Origin of the sequence: Pseudomonas sp. B21-019 (assembly GCF_024749225.1) — a bacterium.
Lineage (GTDB): Bacteria > Pseudomonadota > Gammaproteobacteria > Pseudomonadales > Pseudomonadaceae > Aquipseudomonas.
In genome coordinates this window covers 1,426,380-1,442,509 of the sequence record NZ_CP087193.1, presented here as the reverse complement: position 1 = coordinate 1,442,509, position 16,130 = coordinate 1,426,380, and the positions used below count along the sequence as shown (strand labels likewise).

The 16,130-nt window shown below is 59.7% G+C and carries 18 protein-coding genes; 9 read left to right on the top strand and 9 right to left on the bottom strand.

The genetic code is table 11. From position 1 onward, the window contains the following. Positions 1-52 precede the first annotated feature (52 nt). From LOY36_RS06380 to LOY36_RS06370, 3 genes are all read left to right on the top strand, one after another. Positions 53-1,669 (top strand): inorganic phosphate transporter, encoded by a 1,617-nt coding sequence (locus LOY36_RS06380; protein ID WP_019651734.1) that lies wholly within the window; start codon positions 53-55, stop codon positions 1,667-1,669. A 253-nt stretch (positions 1,670-1,922) separates the two neighbouring features. Then, positions 1,923-2,789, top strand: a complete 867-nt coding sequence (locus LOY36_RS06375; protein ID WP_019651733.1) for a hypothetical protein — start codon at positions 1,923-1,925, stop codon at positions 2,787-2,789. Beyond that, the gene (locus LOY36_RS06370; protein ID WP_019651732.1) at positions 2,786-3,508 is read left to right on the top strand and encodes a TylF/MycF/NovP-related O-methyltransferase; all 723 of its coding nucleotides are present in this window, start codon (positions 2,786-2,788) and stop codon (positions 3,506-3,508) included. Before LOY36_RS06375 ends, LOY36_RS06370 begins: the two co-directional genes overlap by 4 nt. 60 nt (positions 3,509-3,568) lie before the next feature. Here the strand turns inward: LOY36_RS06370 and LOY36_RS06365 are convergent, their stop codons facing one another. Then, on the bottom strand, positions 3,569-4,006 hold the full coding sequence (locus LOY36_RS06365; RefSeq protein WP_258672639.1) for a multidrug/biocide efflux PACE transporter: 438 nt from the start codon (positions 4,004-4,006) through the stop codon (positions 3,569-3,571). A gap of 89 nt (positions 4,007-4,095) precedes the next feature. Here LOY36_RS06365 and LOY36_RS06360 point away from each other — a divergent pair, with 89 nt between their 5' ends. Then, positions 4,096-4,950: a LysR family transcriptional regulator gene (locus LOY36_RS06360; protein ID WP_019651730.1), complete on the top strand. Its 855-nt coding sequence runs from the start codon at positions 4,096-4,098 to the stop codon at positions 4,948-4,950. Positions 4,951-5,073: 123 nt separating this feature from the next. On the opposite strand, the gene LOY36_RS06355 is transcribed toward LOY36_RS06360, so the two are convergent. From LOY36_RS06355 to LOY36_RS06345, 3 genes are all read right to left on the bottom strand, one after another. Further along, on the bottom strand, positions 5,074-6,309 hold the full coding sequence (locus LOY36_RS06355) for an RNA polymerase sigma factor (protein ID WP_258672638.1): 1,236 nt from the start codon (positions 6,307-6,309) through the stop codon (positions 5,074-5,076). Between the two features lie 76 nt (positions 6,310-6,385). Continuing rightward, positions 6,386-6,730, bottom strand: coding sequence for a YciI family protein (locus LOY36_RS06350; RefSeq protein ID WP_019651728.1), 345 nt, complete (start codon positions 6,728-6,730; stop codon positions 6,386-6,388). Positions 6,731-6,828: 98 nt separating this feature from the next. Continuing rightward, positions 6,829-7,254 carry a nuclear transport factor 2 family protein gene (locus LOY36_RS06345; protein ID WP_258672637.1) on the bottom strand — a complete coding sequence of 142 codons (426 nt, stop codon included), beginning with the start codon at positions 7,252-7,254 and terminating at the stop codon, positions 6,829-6,831. A 139-nt stretch (positions 7,255-7,393) separates the two neighbouring features. Between LOY36_RS06345 and LOY36_RS06340 the strand changes: the two genes are divergently transcribed. Then, positions 7,394-7,879: an N-acetyltransferase gene (locus tag LOY36_RS06340; RefSeq protein WP_258672636.1), complete on the top strand. Its 486-nt coding sequence runs from the start codon at positions 7,394-7,396 to the stop codon at positions 7,877-7,879. Positions 7,880-7,898: 19 nt separating this feature from the next. Next, positions 7,899-8,504, top strand: coding sequence for a pyridoxamine 5'-phosphate oxidase family protein (locus LOY36_RS06335; RefSeq protein ID WP_258672635.1), 606 nt, complete (start codon positions 7,899-7,901; stop codon positions 8,502-8,504). 39 nt (positions 8,505-8,543) lie between these two features. Here the strand turns inward: LOY36_RS06335 and LOY36_RS06330 are convergent, their stop codons facing one another. The 3 genes from LOY36_RS06330 to LOY36_RS06320 form a co-directional block, all read right to left on the bottom strand. Then, entirely contained in the window at positions 8,544-9,032 is a 489-nt protein-coding gene (locus tag LOY36_RS06330) for a GNAT family N-acetyltransferase (RefSeq protein WP_258672634.1), read from the bottom strand. Between the two features lie 324 nt (positions 9,033-9,356). Further along, positions 9,357-9,842 carry a GyrI-like domain-containing protein gene (locus LOY36_RS06325; RefSeq protein WP_258672633.1) on the bottom strand — a complete coding sequence of 162 codons (486 nt, stop codon included), beginning with the start codon at positions 9,840-9,842 and terminating at the stop codon, positions 9,357-9,359. Between the two features lie 69 nt (positions 9,843-9,911). Further along, the gene (locus LOY36_RS06320; protein ID WP_258672632.1) at positions 9,912-10,574 is read right to left on the bottom strand and encodes a LysE family translocator; all 663 of its coding nucleotides are present in this window, start codon (positions 10,572-10,574) and stop codon (positions 9,912-9,914) included. Between the two features lie 139 nt (positions 10,575-10,713). On the opposite strand from LOY36_RS06320, the gene alaC reads away from it, so the two are divergent. Further along, positions 10,714-11,931, top strand: coding sequence for an alanine transaminase (gene alaC, locus LOY36_RS06315; protein ID WP_019651722.1), 1,218 nt, complete (start codon positions 10,714-10,716; stop codon positions 11,929-11,931). Between the two features lie 243 nt (positions 11,932-12,174). On the opposite strand, the gene LOY36_RS06310 is transcribed toward alaC, so the two are convergent. Continuing rightward, positions 12,175-13,527 carry a GntP family permease gene (locus LOY36_RS06310; protein WP_019651721.1) on the bottom strand — a complete coding sequence of 451 codons (1,353 nt, stop codon included), beginning with the start codon at positions 13,525-13,527 and terminating at the stop codon, positions 12,175-12,177. Between the two features lie 81 nt (positions 13,528-13,608). After that, positions 13,609-14,142, bottom strand: coding sequence for a gluconokinase (locus LOY36_RS06305; RefSeq protein WP_019651720.1), 534 nt, complete (start codon positions 14,140-14,142; stop codon positions 13,609-13,611). Positions 14,143-14,357: 215 nt separating this feature from the next. Here LOY36_RS06305 and LOY36_RS06300 point away from each other — a divergent pair, with 215 nt between their 5' ends. Together LOY36_RS06300 and LOY36_RS06295 are read left to right on the top strand one after the other, a co-directional pair. Next, positions 14,358-15,389, top strand: a complete 1,032-nt coding sequence (locus tag LOY36_RS06300) for a LacI family DNA-binding transcriptional regulator (RefSeq protein ID WP_258672629.1) — start codon at positions 14,358-14,360, stop codon at positions 15,387-15,389. A 66-nt stretch (positions 15,390-15,455) separates the two neighbouring features. Continuing rightward, entirely contained in the window at positions 15,456-16,088 is a 633-nt protein-coding gene (locus tag LOY36_RS06295; protein ID WP_028939399.1) for a glutathione S-transferase family protein, read from the top strand. Positions 16,089-16,130: the final 42 nt, after the last annotated feature.

Genomic DNA, 16,130 nt, shown 5'->3' with positions numbered 1-16,130 from the left:
TATTTAGCAACGATCATGGGCGACACTCCTTCTCTGCTCAGGATTGTCCGGCATGGCTACGCCTTCCTTCACCGCCGCCTCCCAGGCGCCCGCCAGCGGCGCCAGGCCGCAGTTCGATAAAAAACCCGGCCTGCTCACCTTCGTGATGTTCTTTGCCGTGCTGGGCAGCGGACTGCTGTTCACCGCCTACAGCCTGATGCACGACATGAGCGAACTCGGCACGGTGGTCACCACCTGGACGCCGTTTCTGCTGTTGGGCGTCGCGCTGCTGATTGCCTTGGGCTTTGAGTTCGTCAACGGTTTTCACGACACCGCCAACGCCGTGGCGACGGTGATTTACACCCATTCCTTGCCGCCGAATTTCGCCGTGGCCTGGTCCGGGTTCTTCAACTTCCTGGGGGTGTTGCTGTCGAGCGGCGCGGTGGCGTTCGGCATCATCGCCCTGCTGCCGGTGGAGCTGATTCTGCAGGTCGGCTCCTCCGCCGGTTTCGCGATGATCTTCGCCCTGTTGATCGCCGCCATCCTGTGGAACCTCGGCACCTGGTGGCTGGGCTTGCCGGCCTCTTCGTCGCACACCCTGATCGGTTCGATCATCGGTGTCGGCGTGGCCAACGCCTTGATGCACGGCCGCGACGGCACCAGTGGCGTGGACTGGGCCCAGGCGACCAAGGTCGGTTACGCGTTGCTGCTGTCGCCGCTGATCGGCTTCGCATTCGCCGCGTTGTTGCTACTGGCGTTGCGTGTCTTCGTCAAAAATCGCGCACTGTACAAGGCGCCGAAAGGCGACACCCCGCCACCGTGGTGGATTCGCGGCATGTTGATTCTGACCTGCACCGGCGTGTCCTTCGCCCACGGCTCCAACGACGGCCAGAAAGGCATGGGCCTGATCATGCTGATTCTGGTGGGCACGCTGCCGATGGCGTATGCGTTGAACCGCACCATGCCGGCGGATCAGGCCTTGCAATTCGCCGCGGTGGCCGAAGTCACCCAGCAAGCCCTGATGAGAAACACACCACTGCCGATGCCCACCGATCCACGCCCGGTGCTGACCGACTACATGCGCAACAAGGAAGCCACCCCGCAACTGATCCCCGCCCTCGCCGCGCTGGCGGGCCAGATCGGTAACGAAGTGAAGGGTTACGGCTCGCTGTCGAAAGTCCCGGCAGAAGCGATGGGCAACGTGCGCAACGACATGTACCTGACCAGCGAAACCATTCGCCTGATGGACAAGAACAAGGTCGGAAACTTCGACACCGACACCACCGGCAAGCTGCAACTGTTCAAACAACAGATCGACAACGCCACGCGGTTCATTCCGCTGTGGGTGAAGATCGCGGTGGCCATCGCCCTGGGGCTTGGCACCATGGTCGGCTGGAAACGCATCGTGGTGACGGTCGGCGAGAAAATCGGCAAGACGCACCTGACCTATGCGCAGGGTGCTTCGGCAGAAACCGTGGCGATGCTGACCATCGGCGCCGCCGACATGTTCGGCCTGCCGGTATCGACCACTCATGTGTTGTCTTCAGGCGTGGCCGGGACCATGGTCGCCAACGGTGGTGGCTTGCAGATGAAGACCATCCGCAACCTGCTGATGGCCTGGGTGCTGACCTTGCCGGCGGCGATTGTGCTGTCGGGCAGCTTGTACTGGTTGTTCACCAAGCTGTTCTGATCAACCTGAACACCCACCCCCTGTAGGAGCGAGGCTTGCCCGCGAAGAATGCACCGCGGTCTACCCGAATGACCGCGTTATCGTTCTTCGCGGGCAAGCCTCGCTCCTACAGGGATTTTTTTGCCCGGCGAAAGCATTTCGTCGCAAATTCATGGGATTAATCGTTTATTGATCCCTCTCCCGCCGGATAGCACTTCAGTTTGCTACCGTGTTGCCGACTATTAAAAGACTCGATGTATTCAGGAGGGGAACCGTGAATCTGTATATCAATCAGCTTCAGAAGAAAGCTGACTTCAAAGAAGCCATCTACGCAGGCGACATCTTCCTGAACACTCAGCTACGCACGGCCAAAGAATTGTGTGCGTTTGCCCAAGAAAGCATCACTGCCGCCTTCGACGGCGAGACCAATCACCAGGCCCTGCACACGTTGATGCCGGTGGAAGAATTCGTGGTCCTGGTCACTCGCCTCAAGAGCCAGTTCACTAACAGCCAACGCGCCAAGGACTTGATTCTGGGCTTCATCGATGAAATCGGTGTCGACCCTCGCGAGTACATATTCGACGTGCCACGGATCCGCGTAGTGCCTAACTTCGACTACCTGCATGCCGGCGTCAGCTATGCCTACAAACCCCATCGCGACACCTGGTACGGCGGCGTCGACTGTCAGATCAACACCTGGATGCCGGTGCATACCATCAGCCCTGACCAGACCATGATGATCAATGGCGGTTATTTCGATGTACCGGTGAAGAACACTTCAAAGGATTGGAGCCTGTCCGACTGGATCAACAACCAGCGTCATAGGGCCAAGGAGAACCTCAAGGAAGAAGTACGGGTACACCCGGTTCCGCTGGAAGAGATCAATACTTCTTCGGAAATCCGCGTGGCCGGCAACACGGGCGACATGCTGATTTTTTCCGGTTCTCACCTGCATGGTACGGTTCCCAACTACACGCAACAGACCCGCTTCAGCGTGGACTTCCGCCTGATGCACCTTGACGACCTCAAGCACAAGCGCGGCGCGATCAACGTCGACAGCGCCTGCCCGGACGTCGGTGCTGGGTTCAACGATTATTTCCACGCTCACGACTTTTCGAAATTCCAAGGAATCCAGCAATGACCAAGCGTCGCATTACGCCCGCCGAGGCTCAATACAACGAAACCCGTGCCAATGTCCTGAAACGGGTCGACGCCGAGTATGTGGCCGACGCGCCATTTGTCTTCGCCCACCGCATCGGCGTGACCGCTGCACTGTCGCGCATGGAGTTGTTCAAGAAAGTCGCCGAGATCCCTGGCGCGATCATTGAATGCGGCGTGTACAAGGGCAACTCGCTGATGCTCTACATGCACCTGTCGATGATTCTGGAACCCTACGCGATCAACCGGTCGATCGTCGGCTTCGACACCTTCGAAGGCTTCCAGAGTATCGACAAGAAAGAAGACCCGGCGGACGTCAACGAGACCATGTTCTCCGACACCGACCAGTCGCTGATCCAGGACATGATCGACGCCAACGACCTGTTGCGCCCGGTCAACCGTATCCCGCGCTGCGAGCTGGTCAAAGGCGACATCGTCAAGACTGTGCCAGAGTGGGTCCAGACGCGTCCGGACCTGGTGGTGGCGATGCTGATCCTCGACACCGACCTGTACGAGTCGACCAAAGTCGCTCTGGAAACCTTCCTGCCGTACATGCCAAAAGGCGCGATCGTAGTGCTCGACGAAGTCGCTTACCGCAACTTCCCCGGCGAAACCAAAGCCCTGCGCGAAGTGCTCGACCTGAACAAGATCGAACTCAAGCGCCTGCCGTTCGATTCGTGCGTGGGCTACTTCCACGTTTGATGCACAAGTTCCTGTAAACAAAGATCAAAAGATCGCAGCCGAAGGCTGCGATCTTTGCTTTTACCCTTCCAAAGCCCTGCGCACCATCAACCGCTCCCGCACCACGTCGTAACCCCAGTGGTACACGTAGGTGTACGGCAGGAAAAACAGCAGCACGCCGATATCCAGCAGGAACGCCTGCCACAGGCTGATCTTCAGCCACCAGGCAATCAACGGCACCCCAAACGCCACCAGCCCGCCTTCGAACAACAGCGCATGCACCACGCGCACCCAAGCGTTACGCACAATGGCGAAGCGCTTGAGCAAACGGTCGAACAGGCCGTTGAAGACCACGTTCCAGGCCAGGGCAAGGGCTGCAATCGCCATGGTTGCCACGCCCATTTCCAGCATGGGTTTATCCATGACCCAGGCCAGCAGTGGAGTACAGATCAATATCGCCAGCAGTTCGAAACCGATGGCCTGGAGAATTCGTTCAGTGATGGATTTATTGGCGTTCATGGCCAGACTCCCTGAGTGACTGTGGTTGCCATGATCTGCCATCACATCGATACTTCATAACCAATAACCATCGATCAAGGCGATAGTTCATGGCTTCCCACGAAGTGTTGCTGGCGTTTGTAGAGGCCGCGACCCAAGGCTCGTTTTCCGCCGCGGCGCGCAAGCTCGGGCGCAGTCAGTCGACCATCAGCGCCGCCGTGGCGAGCCTGGAAATCGACCTGAACCTTGTCCTCTTCGACCGCAGCAGTCGCAAGCCGAGCCTGACTCCGGCCGGGCACGTCATGCTGCAACGGGCCGAGGAGATTCTGGCCGCCACCAGCCGTCTGGAAATGACCGCCAGCCAACTGTCCCAAGGCATCGAGCCAAAGTTGACCGTGGCGATTTCCGACACTTACCAGTCCGACCGTTTCGAAGCGGCGCTCAGTGCTTTCGAGCAGCGTTACCCGGACCTCGAACTTGAATGCCTGATCGCCGAATGCGATGACCTGGTGGCACTGGTGCAACGCGGCCGCGCGCACGTCGCCTTCGCCGAGATGCAAGACAGCTACCCGCCGGACCTGGTCAGCTCGACGGTGGACGAGCGCACGGAAATCGCCCTGTTCGTGTCCCACGCGCACCCGTTGGCGACGCTGAACGACATCGATCAGGACGTGCTGCAACAGCACCGCGAACTGCGTCTGGCGACGATCGTCAATCCGTATGAAAGCCGCGCGAAGGGGCGGGTCTGGTCGGCACCGAGTTACCTGATGCTGCTGGAAATGGCCCAGGGAGGGTTCGGCTGGGCACCGTTGCCGCGATGGCTGGTGGGGCGATTTGGGGCTGGCTCGTTGGTGGAATTGAAAGTGCGCGGCTGGCCGAAACCGGTGTATGTCGATGCGCTGTGGTCGCGTTTGCACCCGCCGGGGCCAGCGGGGAGTTGGTTATTGAGCAAGATGCTGGAATGAAGGTCCTGCGGACCTTATCGCGGGCAAGCCACGCTCCCACAGGATTGAGGCGATCACACCTTTGCGATTCGACACAACCCTGTGGGAGCGAGGCTTGCCCGCGATGGGGCCAGTGAAATCACATCACTCCAACGCCCGGAGCCGCCCCTCGATAAACCGCCGTTCCGGCACCTGCTGCGTCAATTCCAGCGCCCGCTGATACGCCGCTCGCGCCTCTTCCACCCTTCCCAACTGCCGGCAAAACTCTGCCCGTGCCGAATGCGCCAGGTGGTAATCCAGCAACTCGCCCCGGGCCAGAATCCCTTCGATCAACGTCAGCCCGACCTGCGGGCCATCGCGCCTGGACAGCGCCGCCGCGCGGTTCAGTTCGATCACCGGCGACGGCACCGCCCGCAGCAGCACGTCGTACAGACCGACAATCTGCGCCCAGTCCGTCTCTGCCGCCGAGAGCGCTTCGGCATGCACCGCGGCAATCGCCGCTTGCAGGCAATAAGGTCCGAAGCGCCGTGTCGTCAGCGCCCGCTCGATCAAGGCGCAACCTTCGGCAATCAGCTCGGCGTTCCACAACGAGCGATCCTGTTCATCCAGCACAATCAGCTCACCGCTCGCGGAGGTCCTGGCGAGGCGCCGAGACTCATGCAACAGCATCAGCGCCAGCAGCCCCATCACCTCCGGTTCAGGCAACAACTCCATCAACAACCGACCGAGACGAATCGCTTCGCGCGTCAGCTCTTCACGGGTCAGCTCGCTGCCGACAGACGCCGAGTACCCTTCGTTGAACACCAGGTAAATCACCCGCAACACGCTGTCGAGTCGCTCGGGAAGTTCCGCCAGGGTGGGCACTTGGTAAGGGATTTTCGCGTCACGGATCTTGGCCTTCGCCCGCACGATGCGCTGGGCGATGGTCGCCGGCGCCGAGAGAAATGCCCGGGCGATTTCTTCCGTGGTCAGGTCGCAGACTTCACGCAGAGTCAGCGGCACTTGAGCGTCCGCCGCCAGTGCCGGGTGGCAACAGGTGAAGATCAGGCGCAGGCGATCGTCTTCCACGTCTTCGTCACTCCAGTCGGCCTGCTCCAGCGCCTCCAGTTGAGCGATCAACAACGGCCGGGACGCGTTAAAACGCGCGCGCCGACGCAACACATCAATGGCCTTGAAACGACCGGTGGACACCAGCCAGGTGCGCGGATTGTCCGGCACACCGTCGCGCTGCCAGCGCTCGACCGCGACGAAGAACGCCTCGTGCAGCGCCTCTTCGGCGAGGTCGAAATCGCCGAGCAAGCGGATCAGAGTCGCCAGGATCCGCCGCGACTCGTCGCGGTAAACCTGCTCGACTTGCGCCCGTACCGATTCGCCCGGCATCAGTCCGGCATGCCTGGGGCCATTTTTCGCTGGACGGTTCGCACACTCATAAAAGAACTCCTGTTGTGATAGTTATTCAGACATTCAACTGGCGAACGGGCCGCACCTCGACGCAGCCGACCCGGGCCGCCGGAATGTTACCGGCGACCTGGAGGGCTTCATTGAGGTCCTTGGCATCGATCAGGTAGAAGCCGGCCAACTGCTCCTTGGTTTCAGCGAACGGGCCGTCGGTGATCGACATTTTGCCGTTGCGCATGCGCACGGTGGTCGCGGTCTGCACCGACTCCAGCGCTTCGGCGGCGATCATCCGGCCGCTGCCCTGGATCGACTCGGCATAGGCCATGCACTCGGCGTCGTTGGGGCTTTCGGGCAGTGAGTGCAATTCGTGCTCGTTGCTGTAGACCAGGCATAAATACTTCATGGGACTCTCCATTTCAGGCGGCTTTGCCGTGACCGAACTGATCAACTATGGCTGTCGATTGGCGCTTTGACGCTGCTTTCCGATAAACCGCCCGACCATCAGGGTTCCAGGTTGAACAGAGCCGCGCCGCTGGTCATGTCGAACGGAGCAGACCAGTGTTCGTGGACAATCTGCCAGAGCCCCGCTTCCTGCCGATAGCACGCGGTGACGCGCATCCAGCAAGCCTGGGTTTCACCCTTTTCATTGGTGCCGCCACAATGCGCCAGCCAGTGAGCGAAAGCGACCTCCTGCGACGGCACAATGTTGATCTCGTGAAATTCGAAAATATGCGGGCCGGGGCACATCTCCAGGCATTCCTGCCAATGCGCACGGTAGGCCGCCTTGCCCTTGAATTGCAGGGCTTTGACGGCATCGAAGGAGACGATGTCGTCGGCGTACAGGGCCATGACTTTTTCCACATCCTTGGCGATGACCGCCTGACGGTAGTTCTCGATCAAGTTATGGATTTGTGTCTGAGCGTTCATGAGGGTTCTCCACGTTTTTTGTTGAAGACACCTTTAGTCGTCTGGCGAAAAGCCAAATCGACAACCGAAATAAAAATAATCCATGGAGGCAAACTCGCTAGAATCCGAGGCTCATTTGTGTTGGAAAAAGGACACTCCAGTGACAGCCCGACTCGTGCCTTACGAAAGCCTGAACGCCTTGCAGCGCCAACAGGTCGAGGCCATCGAAATCCACGCCGAACAAATCAGATTCTCCGGTGACATCCACGGTGCATTGCACACCTTGCTGTCCAAACCGGGCCCTGGCGTCAAAGGCTTTGCCCTGCTGGCCGAAGAGGTTCCGGTGGCCTTCCTGCTGCTCAAGCGCCCGCCGGTGCTGCCGGCCTGGGCCGACGAACACAGCGCCACCCTGCACGCCCTGCAAGTCGATCGTCGCGCCCAGGGCAAAGGTTACGGCAAGGCCTGCCTGCAAGCCCTGCCCGATGTTGCGCGCCAAGCCTGGCCGGAAATCAAAGGGCTGGAATTGTCGGTGGATGCGGACAATGAATCGGCCATCGCGCTGTATGCCAAATACGGTTTTGTCGACAGCGGCGAAGCGTACAAAGGCCGGATCGGTTACGAACGACGGATGGGGCTGGTTTTCTGATTCATGGAGGGATGAACGAATGTTGAATTCAATCGAAGCGCTGGAAGCGATCTACGGCCTGCCCCATGAGCGCGCGGTACGCAAGCAGATCCCCTTTCTGAACGAGGACTATCAGGCGATGGTCCGCGCCTCGCCGCTGGTGATTATCAGCTCGGTCGGCCCCGACGGCATGGACGGTTCGCCGCGCGGCGATTTGCCGGGTTTCGTGCGGATCATCGATGAGCGCACGCTGGCGATCCCGGATCGCCCCGGTAACAACCGCATCGACACGTTGCGCAATGTCGTGCTCGACTCGCGAGTATCGCTGCTGTTCATCATTCCGGGAATTGGCGAGACATTGCGGGTCAACGGCACGGCGCAGATCAGCGCCGAGCCCGCATTGCTGGAAAGTTTTGCCGTCAATGGCAAACCGGCGCGCACAGTAATGCTGGTGACGGTGGAAGCGGCGTATTTCCATTGTTCGAAAGCGATTGTTCGTTCGGATTTGTGGAACCCCGAGCGCTACCTCGACCGCTCTGCCCTGCCAACCGCTGGCGCGTTTCACAAACGGCTGAACGATGGGCAGTTCGATGCCGAGACGTATGACCGGGAAGCACCGGCCAGGGTGCGCGATAGTCTCTATTAGAGGATTGGTCGTTACCACGCTCTGCGTTGGAACGATCAATCAGAGGGTGAGCACCATCTCATGCCACGCCATCCCGCCATGGTCGGACGCCGAAGGCTTGATGTAGACAAACCCAAACCCGGCATACAGCGCAATGTGCCGCTCTTTGCACATCAAATGGATGCTGGCCTTGTTCAATGCGCGCATGCGCTGGATGAATTCATCCATCAAGCGTTTTGCCAGGCCTTGCCCCTGATAATCCGGATGCACCACCACCGACATGATCACCACATGCGGGCCGGCCGGGTCGTGGCCGATCAGTTCCTTGAACGCCTCGTCCGACATTTCCACCTCGAACGCCGCACCGGAATTGACGAAACCGGCTACAACGCCATCCACTTCGGCGACGATGAAGCCCTCGGGCCAAGTGGCGATGCGGGTGGCGATTTTCTCGCGGGTGGCGGCTTCGTCGCCTTCGTAGGCAACGGTTTCGATGGCGTAGCAACGGTCCAGGTCAGCGGGAATGACGTGGCGGATGACGGTGTTCATGGCAGCTCGGAATCGGCGGGGGAAAGGCTGGGATCATAAATTAATAAGGTGTTCATATCGATCACGACAAGTGCCGTAAAGCCTTCGTATAGGCACTTTCATTGCGCGTCGCCCGGGGCTATTTGTGTTGCCTGTCTCTAGTCACCATGAGGGGAACACACCATGAGCAGCGTCCAAATCGGTCTTCTTATGCTGTTGGGCATCAGCACGTTCGGCTTCGTTTCTTTGGCGATCGACCTGTTGCGGGCGCGACGGGTGAACAAGGGCAAATAGTGCCCGCAGGACATTCAGAGGCGGCCGGTTGAGCCGCCTCCGCAGATGTGATCAGGACTTGATCGGCAGCCAGATTTCCAGCACGCCGGTATTGAGCTTCGGGTTGAAGTCTTCGCTGTAGCGTTCGAACTCCGGGGCATCCGCTGCCTCGTGACCGGACTGCGGCAACCAGGTGTTCCAGATGTACTGAAAGGTCTGGGGCAAGGTATCCAGCGAGCCCTTGTGCTCGAACACCGCGTAATACTGGGGCTGAATCTCGACCCAGCGGTATTTCTCGGGCAGGTCGTCGAGCTTGCTGATCTCGACGCCGGCGATGTATTCAAAACCGCCCTTGCCGTCCGGGTTGCAGCAAACGCCGTAGGTCACTTCGCCCTTTTGCCCGGGAACATTGCCGATGTGGGGAACGAATTTATCCCAGAGCTCGGGAATCTTGCCGGCCGTCTCTTGGGTAAATCGCCCGCCAAGCCCCGCTATGAGCATGAAGTGCCCATTTTCGAAGCGTGGTTCTACCGGTTCGACGCGTATTTGCTCATCCATGACTCGACTCCTGGGAACGAAAAAAGTGGGTTCGGCTGGGAGTATAGAGGCCAAACCCGATTCGCCCAGTCAGAGCGCGGGAAGCTGCCCGGCGGTGGACGCTCCGACAAACTCGTTGTAACCCGATAGAATCACGTACACCGCGAAATAGCAGAAGATCGCCGCCGATGCCATGTAGGAATAGCGCAGCAGTTTGTCACCGAGCAACTTGCCACCATGGCTCGCCGCGAAGCACAGCGTGACGCACCAGAGAATTCCCGCACAGAGAAATCCACCGAGAAACAACGCCGAGCTGAGGGTACCGCCGCCACCGGAACGGGCAATCAGGGTGCCGCCCACCGCGGCGAACCAGAGAATCGCACTGGGCGACGACATGGCGAGGAAAATCCCCCGCAAGAACTCTTTGCGATGGGAGTTGTGGCCAACGTTGGCGGTCGCGGCCAACACGGCATCGTGGTAGATCGCCGAATGAATCATCTTCGCCGCGAAGTACAGCAGCAACGCCGACCCGCCGATCCACAACACCCAACGCACGGTTTCGTATTGCAGCAATACGGTCATGCCGGCCAGTGCCAGCACTGCGTAAATCAGATCGCCGACGCAAGTCCCCAGCCCCAAGGCAAAACCCTGGAAATAGCCGCGCTGCATCGCCAGCGTGATCATCGCGATATTGGCCACGCCGATGTCCAGGCACAGTGAAAGGCTGAGCAGGAAGCCGCTGGTAAATTCCATCAACCCGTTTCCTTCGGAAAAAATTGTTCACGTAGAGGCTGGACAGTTTGCCACACCTGCCCTTACATTCCGCCACAGGCCACCGCAGTGGCCAGCGTCGCTCGGACGGTTCCGGGCGCTTACGTTATTCGAGGCAACAATGGCCGAACAAGGTTCGCCGCGCCGCTTTGCGCGCATAGATCGACTCCCTCCTTACGTTTTCAACATCACTGCCGAGCTGAAGATGGCCGCCCGTCGTCGTGGCGAAGACATCATCGACTTGAGCATGGGCAACCCCGACGGCGCCACGCCGCCGCACATTGTCGAAAAACTGGTCACCGTCGCCCAGCGCGAAGACACCCACGGCTACTCCACGTCCAAAGGGATTCCGCGCCTGCGCCGGGCGATTTCCAATTGGTACAAGGATCGCTATCAGGTTGATATCGACCCGGAAAGCGAAGCCATCGTCACCATCGGTTCCAAGGAAGGCCTGGCACATTTGATGCTGGCCACCCTCGACCAGGGCGACACCGTGCTGGTGCCAAACCCGAGCTACCCGATTCACATCTACGGTGCGGTGATTGCCGGTGCCCAGGTGCGATCGGTGCCGCTGATCCCTGGCGTGGATTTCTTCGCCGAGCTGGAACGGGCGATTCGCGGTTCGATCCCGAAACCGAAAATGATGATCCTCGGCTTCCCGTCCAACCCCACTGCCCAGTGCGTGGAGCTGGACTTCTTCGAACGGGTGATCGCCCTCGCCAAACAGTACGACGTTCTGGTGGTGCACGACCTGGCCTACGCCGACATCGTCTACGACGGCTGGAAAGCCCCGTCTATCATGCAGGTGCCCGGCGCCAAGGACATCGCGGTGGAGTTTTTCACCCTGTCCAAGAGCTACAACATGGCGGGCTGGCGCATCGGCTTCATGGTCGGCAACCCGGAACTGGTCAACGCTCTGGCGCGGATCAAGAGTTACCACGACTACGGCACCTTCACTCCACTGCAGGTCGCGGCCATTGCGGCGCTGGAAGGCGATCAGCAATGCGTGCGCGACATTGCCGAACAGTATCGCCAGCGTCGCAACGTGCTGGTCAAAGGTCTGCATGAACTGGGCTGGATGGTCGAGAACCCGAAGGCGTCGATGTACGTCTGGGCCAAGATTCCCGAGGCGTATGCACACCTGGGCTCGCTGGAATTCGCCAAGAAACTGCTGGCCGAGGCCAAGGTCTGCGTCTCGCCGGGTGTCGGGTTTGGTGAGTACGGGGACGATCATGTGCGCTTCGCGCTGATCGAAAACCAGGACCGGATTCGTCAGGCTGTACGCGGGATTCGCGGGATGTTCCGGGCGGATGGGTTAGTCACCAAAACCAACGCCTGACACACAAAAACCTGTGAGAACAAACATCTGTGGCGAGGGAGCTTGCTCCCGCTGGGTCGCGAAGCGGCCCCAAAACCAATCACCATGTTTTTTCAGATAGAACACGGTGGACGGATTTACGACTGCTGCGCAGCCGAGCGGGAGCAAGCTCCCTCGCCACAAAAAGCTTGCTCGACATTGGGTTAGATCTCACCCACAAAAAAACCGCATCGCTGCGGTTTTTTTTGTGCCTGCCAAATGTGTTTAGACGAACAACGACAACAGCAGGATGAAGCCCAAACCCACCACGGACAGGATGGTTTCCATCGCGGTCCAGGTCTTGAAGGTTTCCGCCACGGTCATGTTGAAGTACTGCTTCACCAGCCAGAAACCGGCGTCGTTGACGTGGGACAGGATCAACGAACCGGCACCGGTGGCCAGCACCAGCAGCTCACGGTTCACACCCGGAATCATCCCCACTACCGGCACCACGATGCCGGCGCCAGTGATGGTCGCCACGGTTGCCGAACCGGTCGCGATACGAATCACCGCTGCCACCAGCCAGGCCAGCAGGATCGGCGAGATCTGAGCCGCCACCGCCATGTGACCGATCACATCACCTACACCGCTGGTCACCAGCATCTGCTTGAAGCCGCCACCGGCACCGATGATCAGGATGATCGCGGCGGTCGGCGCAAGGCTTGCGTCCAGCCATTTGAGCATCTGTTGCGAACCGATGCCCTGCTTGTAGCCGAAGGTGTACAGCGACAGCAGCAATGCCAGCAGCAGCGCCGAGATCGGGTGACCGATCAGGTCCATGAAGGTGCGGAAGAAGTTGCCGTCCGGCAGCGCCACATCGGCAAAGGTCTTGAGCAGCATCAGGAACACAGGCGACAGCACGGTAACCAAGGTAATGCCGAAGCTAGGCAGATCGCCTGCATCCTCATCGCGCACCAGTTGATCCACCAGCTCCTGGTTCGGATGACCGGGAATGTGCTTGGCAATGAACGTACCGAAGATCGGACCGGCGATGATGGCGGTCGGCAGCGCAACGATCAGGCCGTAGAGAATGGTTTTACCGATATCGGCACCGAACACGCCAATGGCCAGCAACGGCCCCGGGTGCGGAGGCACCAGACCGTGCACGGCGGACAGACCGGCCAGCAGCGGGATACCGATCTTGATGATCGATACGCCGGTACGACGGGCGACGATGAACACCAGCGGGATCAGCAGCACGAAGCCGATTTCGAAGAACAGCGGGATGCCGACCAGGAAGGCCGCGAACATCATGGCCCACTGCACCTTGTCCTTGCCGAAGGCTCGAATCAGGGTCTGGGCAATCTGATCCGCCCCGCCGGACTCGGCCATCATTTTGCCGAGCATGGTGCCCAGCGCCAGAATGATCCCGACGAAACCGAGAACGCCGCCGAATCCATCCTGGAATGCCTTGATGATGGTGCCGATCGGCATGCCGGAGGTCAGCCCGAGGAACGCGGCGGCGATGATCAATGCAATGAACGGGTGAAACTTGAATTTGGTGATCAGGAAAATCAAGCCGATCACCGTGACCACTGCATCGAGCAGCAGAAACGTCTCGTGGGACATGCCAAACATGGGGGGTGTCTCCTGTTTGTTGTTGTTATTAAAGCGATTAATCAGAAGCCGTCAGGACAGCGCTATCTCTTGGAGCAAAACTCAACTGGCGAGTTTCAAGCCGTGATCGAGCCACCAGCGGTGGGCCTGAGCGGCCAATTCGTCGACGCTGTGGCTCGAAGCGTCCAGAGCCAGGGTCAGGGGCTCACCAACGGGCGATTCAAGGGTGGCGAACTGGCTGTCGATCAGGGTCGACGGCATGAAGTGGCCCGGCCGATGGGAGACACGATCGGCGGCGACTTCAGGGGTCAGCTCAAGGAACACAAAGCCCAGGCCCGGCAAGGCACTGCGCAAGCGTTCGCGGTAACTGTGTTTGAGTGCCGAACAGGTCAGCACCGGGCGCTCGCCACGGGCGTCGACGCGGCGCAGTTCATCGCACAGGCTGTCGAGCCAGCCGGCACGGTCTTCGTCGTTCAGGGGGATACCCGCGCTCATCTTTTCGATATTGGCGGCAGGGTGGAAAGTGTCGCCTTCAATGGCGGTCGCGCCGCTGAGCTGGCACAGGGCCTGGCTGACGCACGTCTTGCCGCAACCGGCAACGCCCATGATGACCAGGGCGGTGATGGAATGATTCATGTAACACCTCAGCGCGCAGACAGCGCTACCTTTGCTACGTAAAACTCTAGTGCAAAAGCAGATGTTGCCGACGCCTTCTTGTCATTTTTGTGGGTTGCAGCATGTTCGTTCCCGATGCCGAAAAGCGAGGATCAGGCAAACCCCGCTCACGCATTTGCAGCTGCATCGAGACAGCGCTACCTTAGTGCCTTGAATTTTGTTTGGCAAGCCGTCCGATGAATACCCCTAAAAACGATAAAAATACACGAACCACTGGCCGTCCCACCCTCAACGAAGTCGCACGCCTGGCCGGTGTCAGCCCGATTACCGCCTCCCGCGCCCTGCGTGGCGTCAGCACGGTGGCCACCGAACTGGTGGAAAAAGTCCAGAAGGCTGCCCTCGAGTTGAACTACGTGGTCAACCCCGCCGCACGCGCGTTGGCCTCGGCCCAGAGCCATTCCGTCGTGGTGTTGGTACCGTCATTATCCAACCTGCTGTTCATCGACACGCTGGAAGCCATTCATCAGGTTTTGCGACCAAAGGGCTTCGAAGTGCTGATCGGTAACTACCACTACTCGCGCGATGAAGAAGAAAACCTGCTGCGCAACTACATGGCTTATCAGCCGCGCGGCTTGCTGCTGACCGGTTTCGACCGTACCGAAAGTTCGCGGCGGATGATCGAGGCCAGCAACATTCCCTGCGTCTACATGATGGAGCTGGACAGTGCGGCGGGACTCAATTGCGTCGGTTTTTCGCAACTGGCCGCCGGCGAAACGGCGGCCGAGCATTTGCTGTCACGCGGTCGCAAACGCCTGGCTTACATCGGTGCGCAACTGGACCAGCGCACGTTGCTGCGGGGCGAAGGTTTCCGCCGCGCGCTGCAAAAGGCCGGTTTGTATGATCCTGATCTGGAAGTGCTGACCCCGCGCCCCTCCTCCGTCGGTTTGGGCGGTGAGCTGTTTCTGCAACTGCTGGCCAGTCATCCGGACCTCGATGCGATCTTCTTCGGCAACGACGACCTGGCCCAGGGCGCATTGCTCGAAGCCTTGCGCTGTGGGATCAAGATCCCCGAACAGGTGGCGATCCTCGGCTTCAACGACCTGCCCATGTCCGAACACATGGTGCCGCGCCTAAGTAGCATCAATACGCCTCGAGAGGCCATTGGCCGTCGTTCGGCCGAGTTGATGCTGACCTTGATGGCCGGCAATTCGGTGGCCAAACCAGTGCAGGACATGGGGTTTGAATTGAAGGTGCGCGAGAGCACCTGATACGCAATCGTCCCTTTGCTCGTGCTAGATTCCCGGCACACCTGTAACAGCAAACGGAGAAGCTCAATGGGACATGCGCTGAAGATTTTGGGTCGGGCCTCGTCAATCAACGTCAGAAAGGTCCTGTGGGCCTGCGACGAACTGGGCGTTTCCTACGAACGGGAAGACTGGGGCAGCGGTTTTGCCTCGACCCAGAGTCCGGAATTTCTCCAGCTCAACCCTAACGCACAGGTGCCGGTGCTCATCGACGAAGCCGGCGTGCTGTGGGAGTCCAACACCATCTGCCGCTATCTGGCGGGCAAATACCAAAACACCGACCTGTTGCCCATCGAGCCGGCGGCGCGCGCTCGGGTGGAACAGTGGATGGATTGGCAAGCCACCGAACTCAATCCGTCCTGGGGCTACGCCTTTTTTGCGCTGGTGCGGCAATTGCCGAACTTCCAGGACTCGCAGCGGATCGCCGATGGCGTTCGCGGCTGGAACGCGAAAATGGGCATCCTCGAACAGCAACTCGCGTCGACCGGTGCGTATGTCGCCGGACCTCGGTTCACCCTGGCCGATATCCTCATCGGCTTGTCGGTCAACCGCTGGCGGATGACCCCGATGGAGCGCCCGGACTATCCCGCCGTCGACGCGTATTGCCAACGACTGGCGCTGCGACCGGGGTTCATGGAACACGCCTGCAACGGCGTGCCATAACGCCAAACCCGCTCCCTCTGCCCTTCCATAAAAAGAGAACCC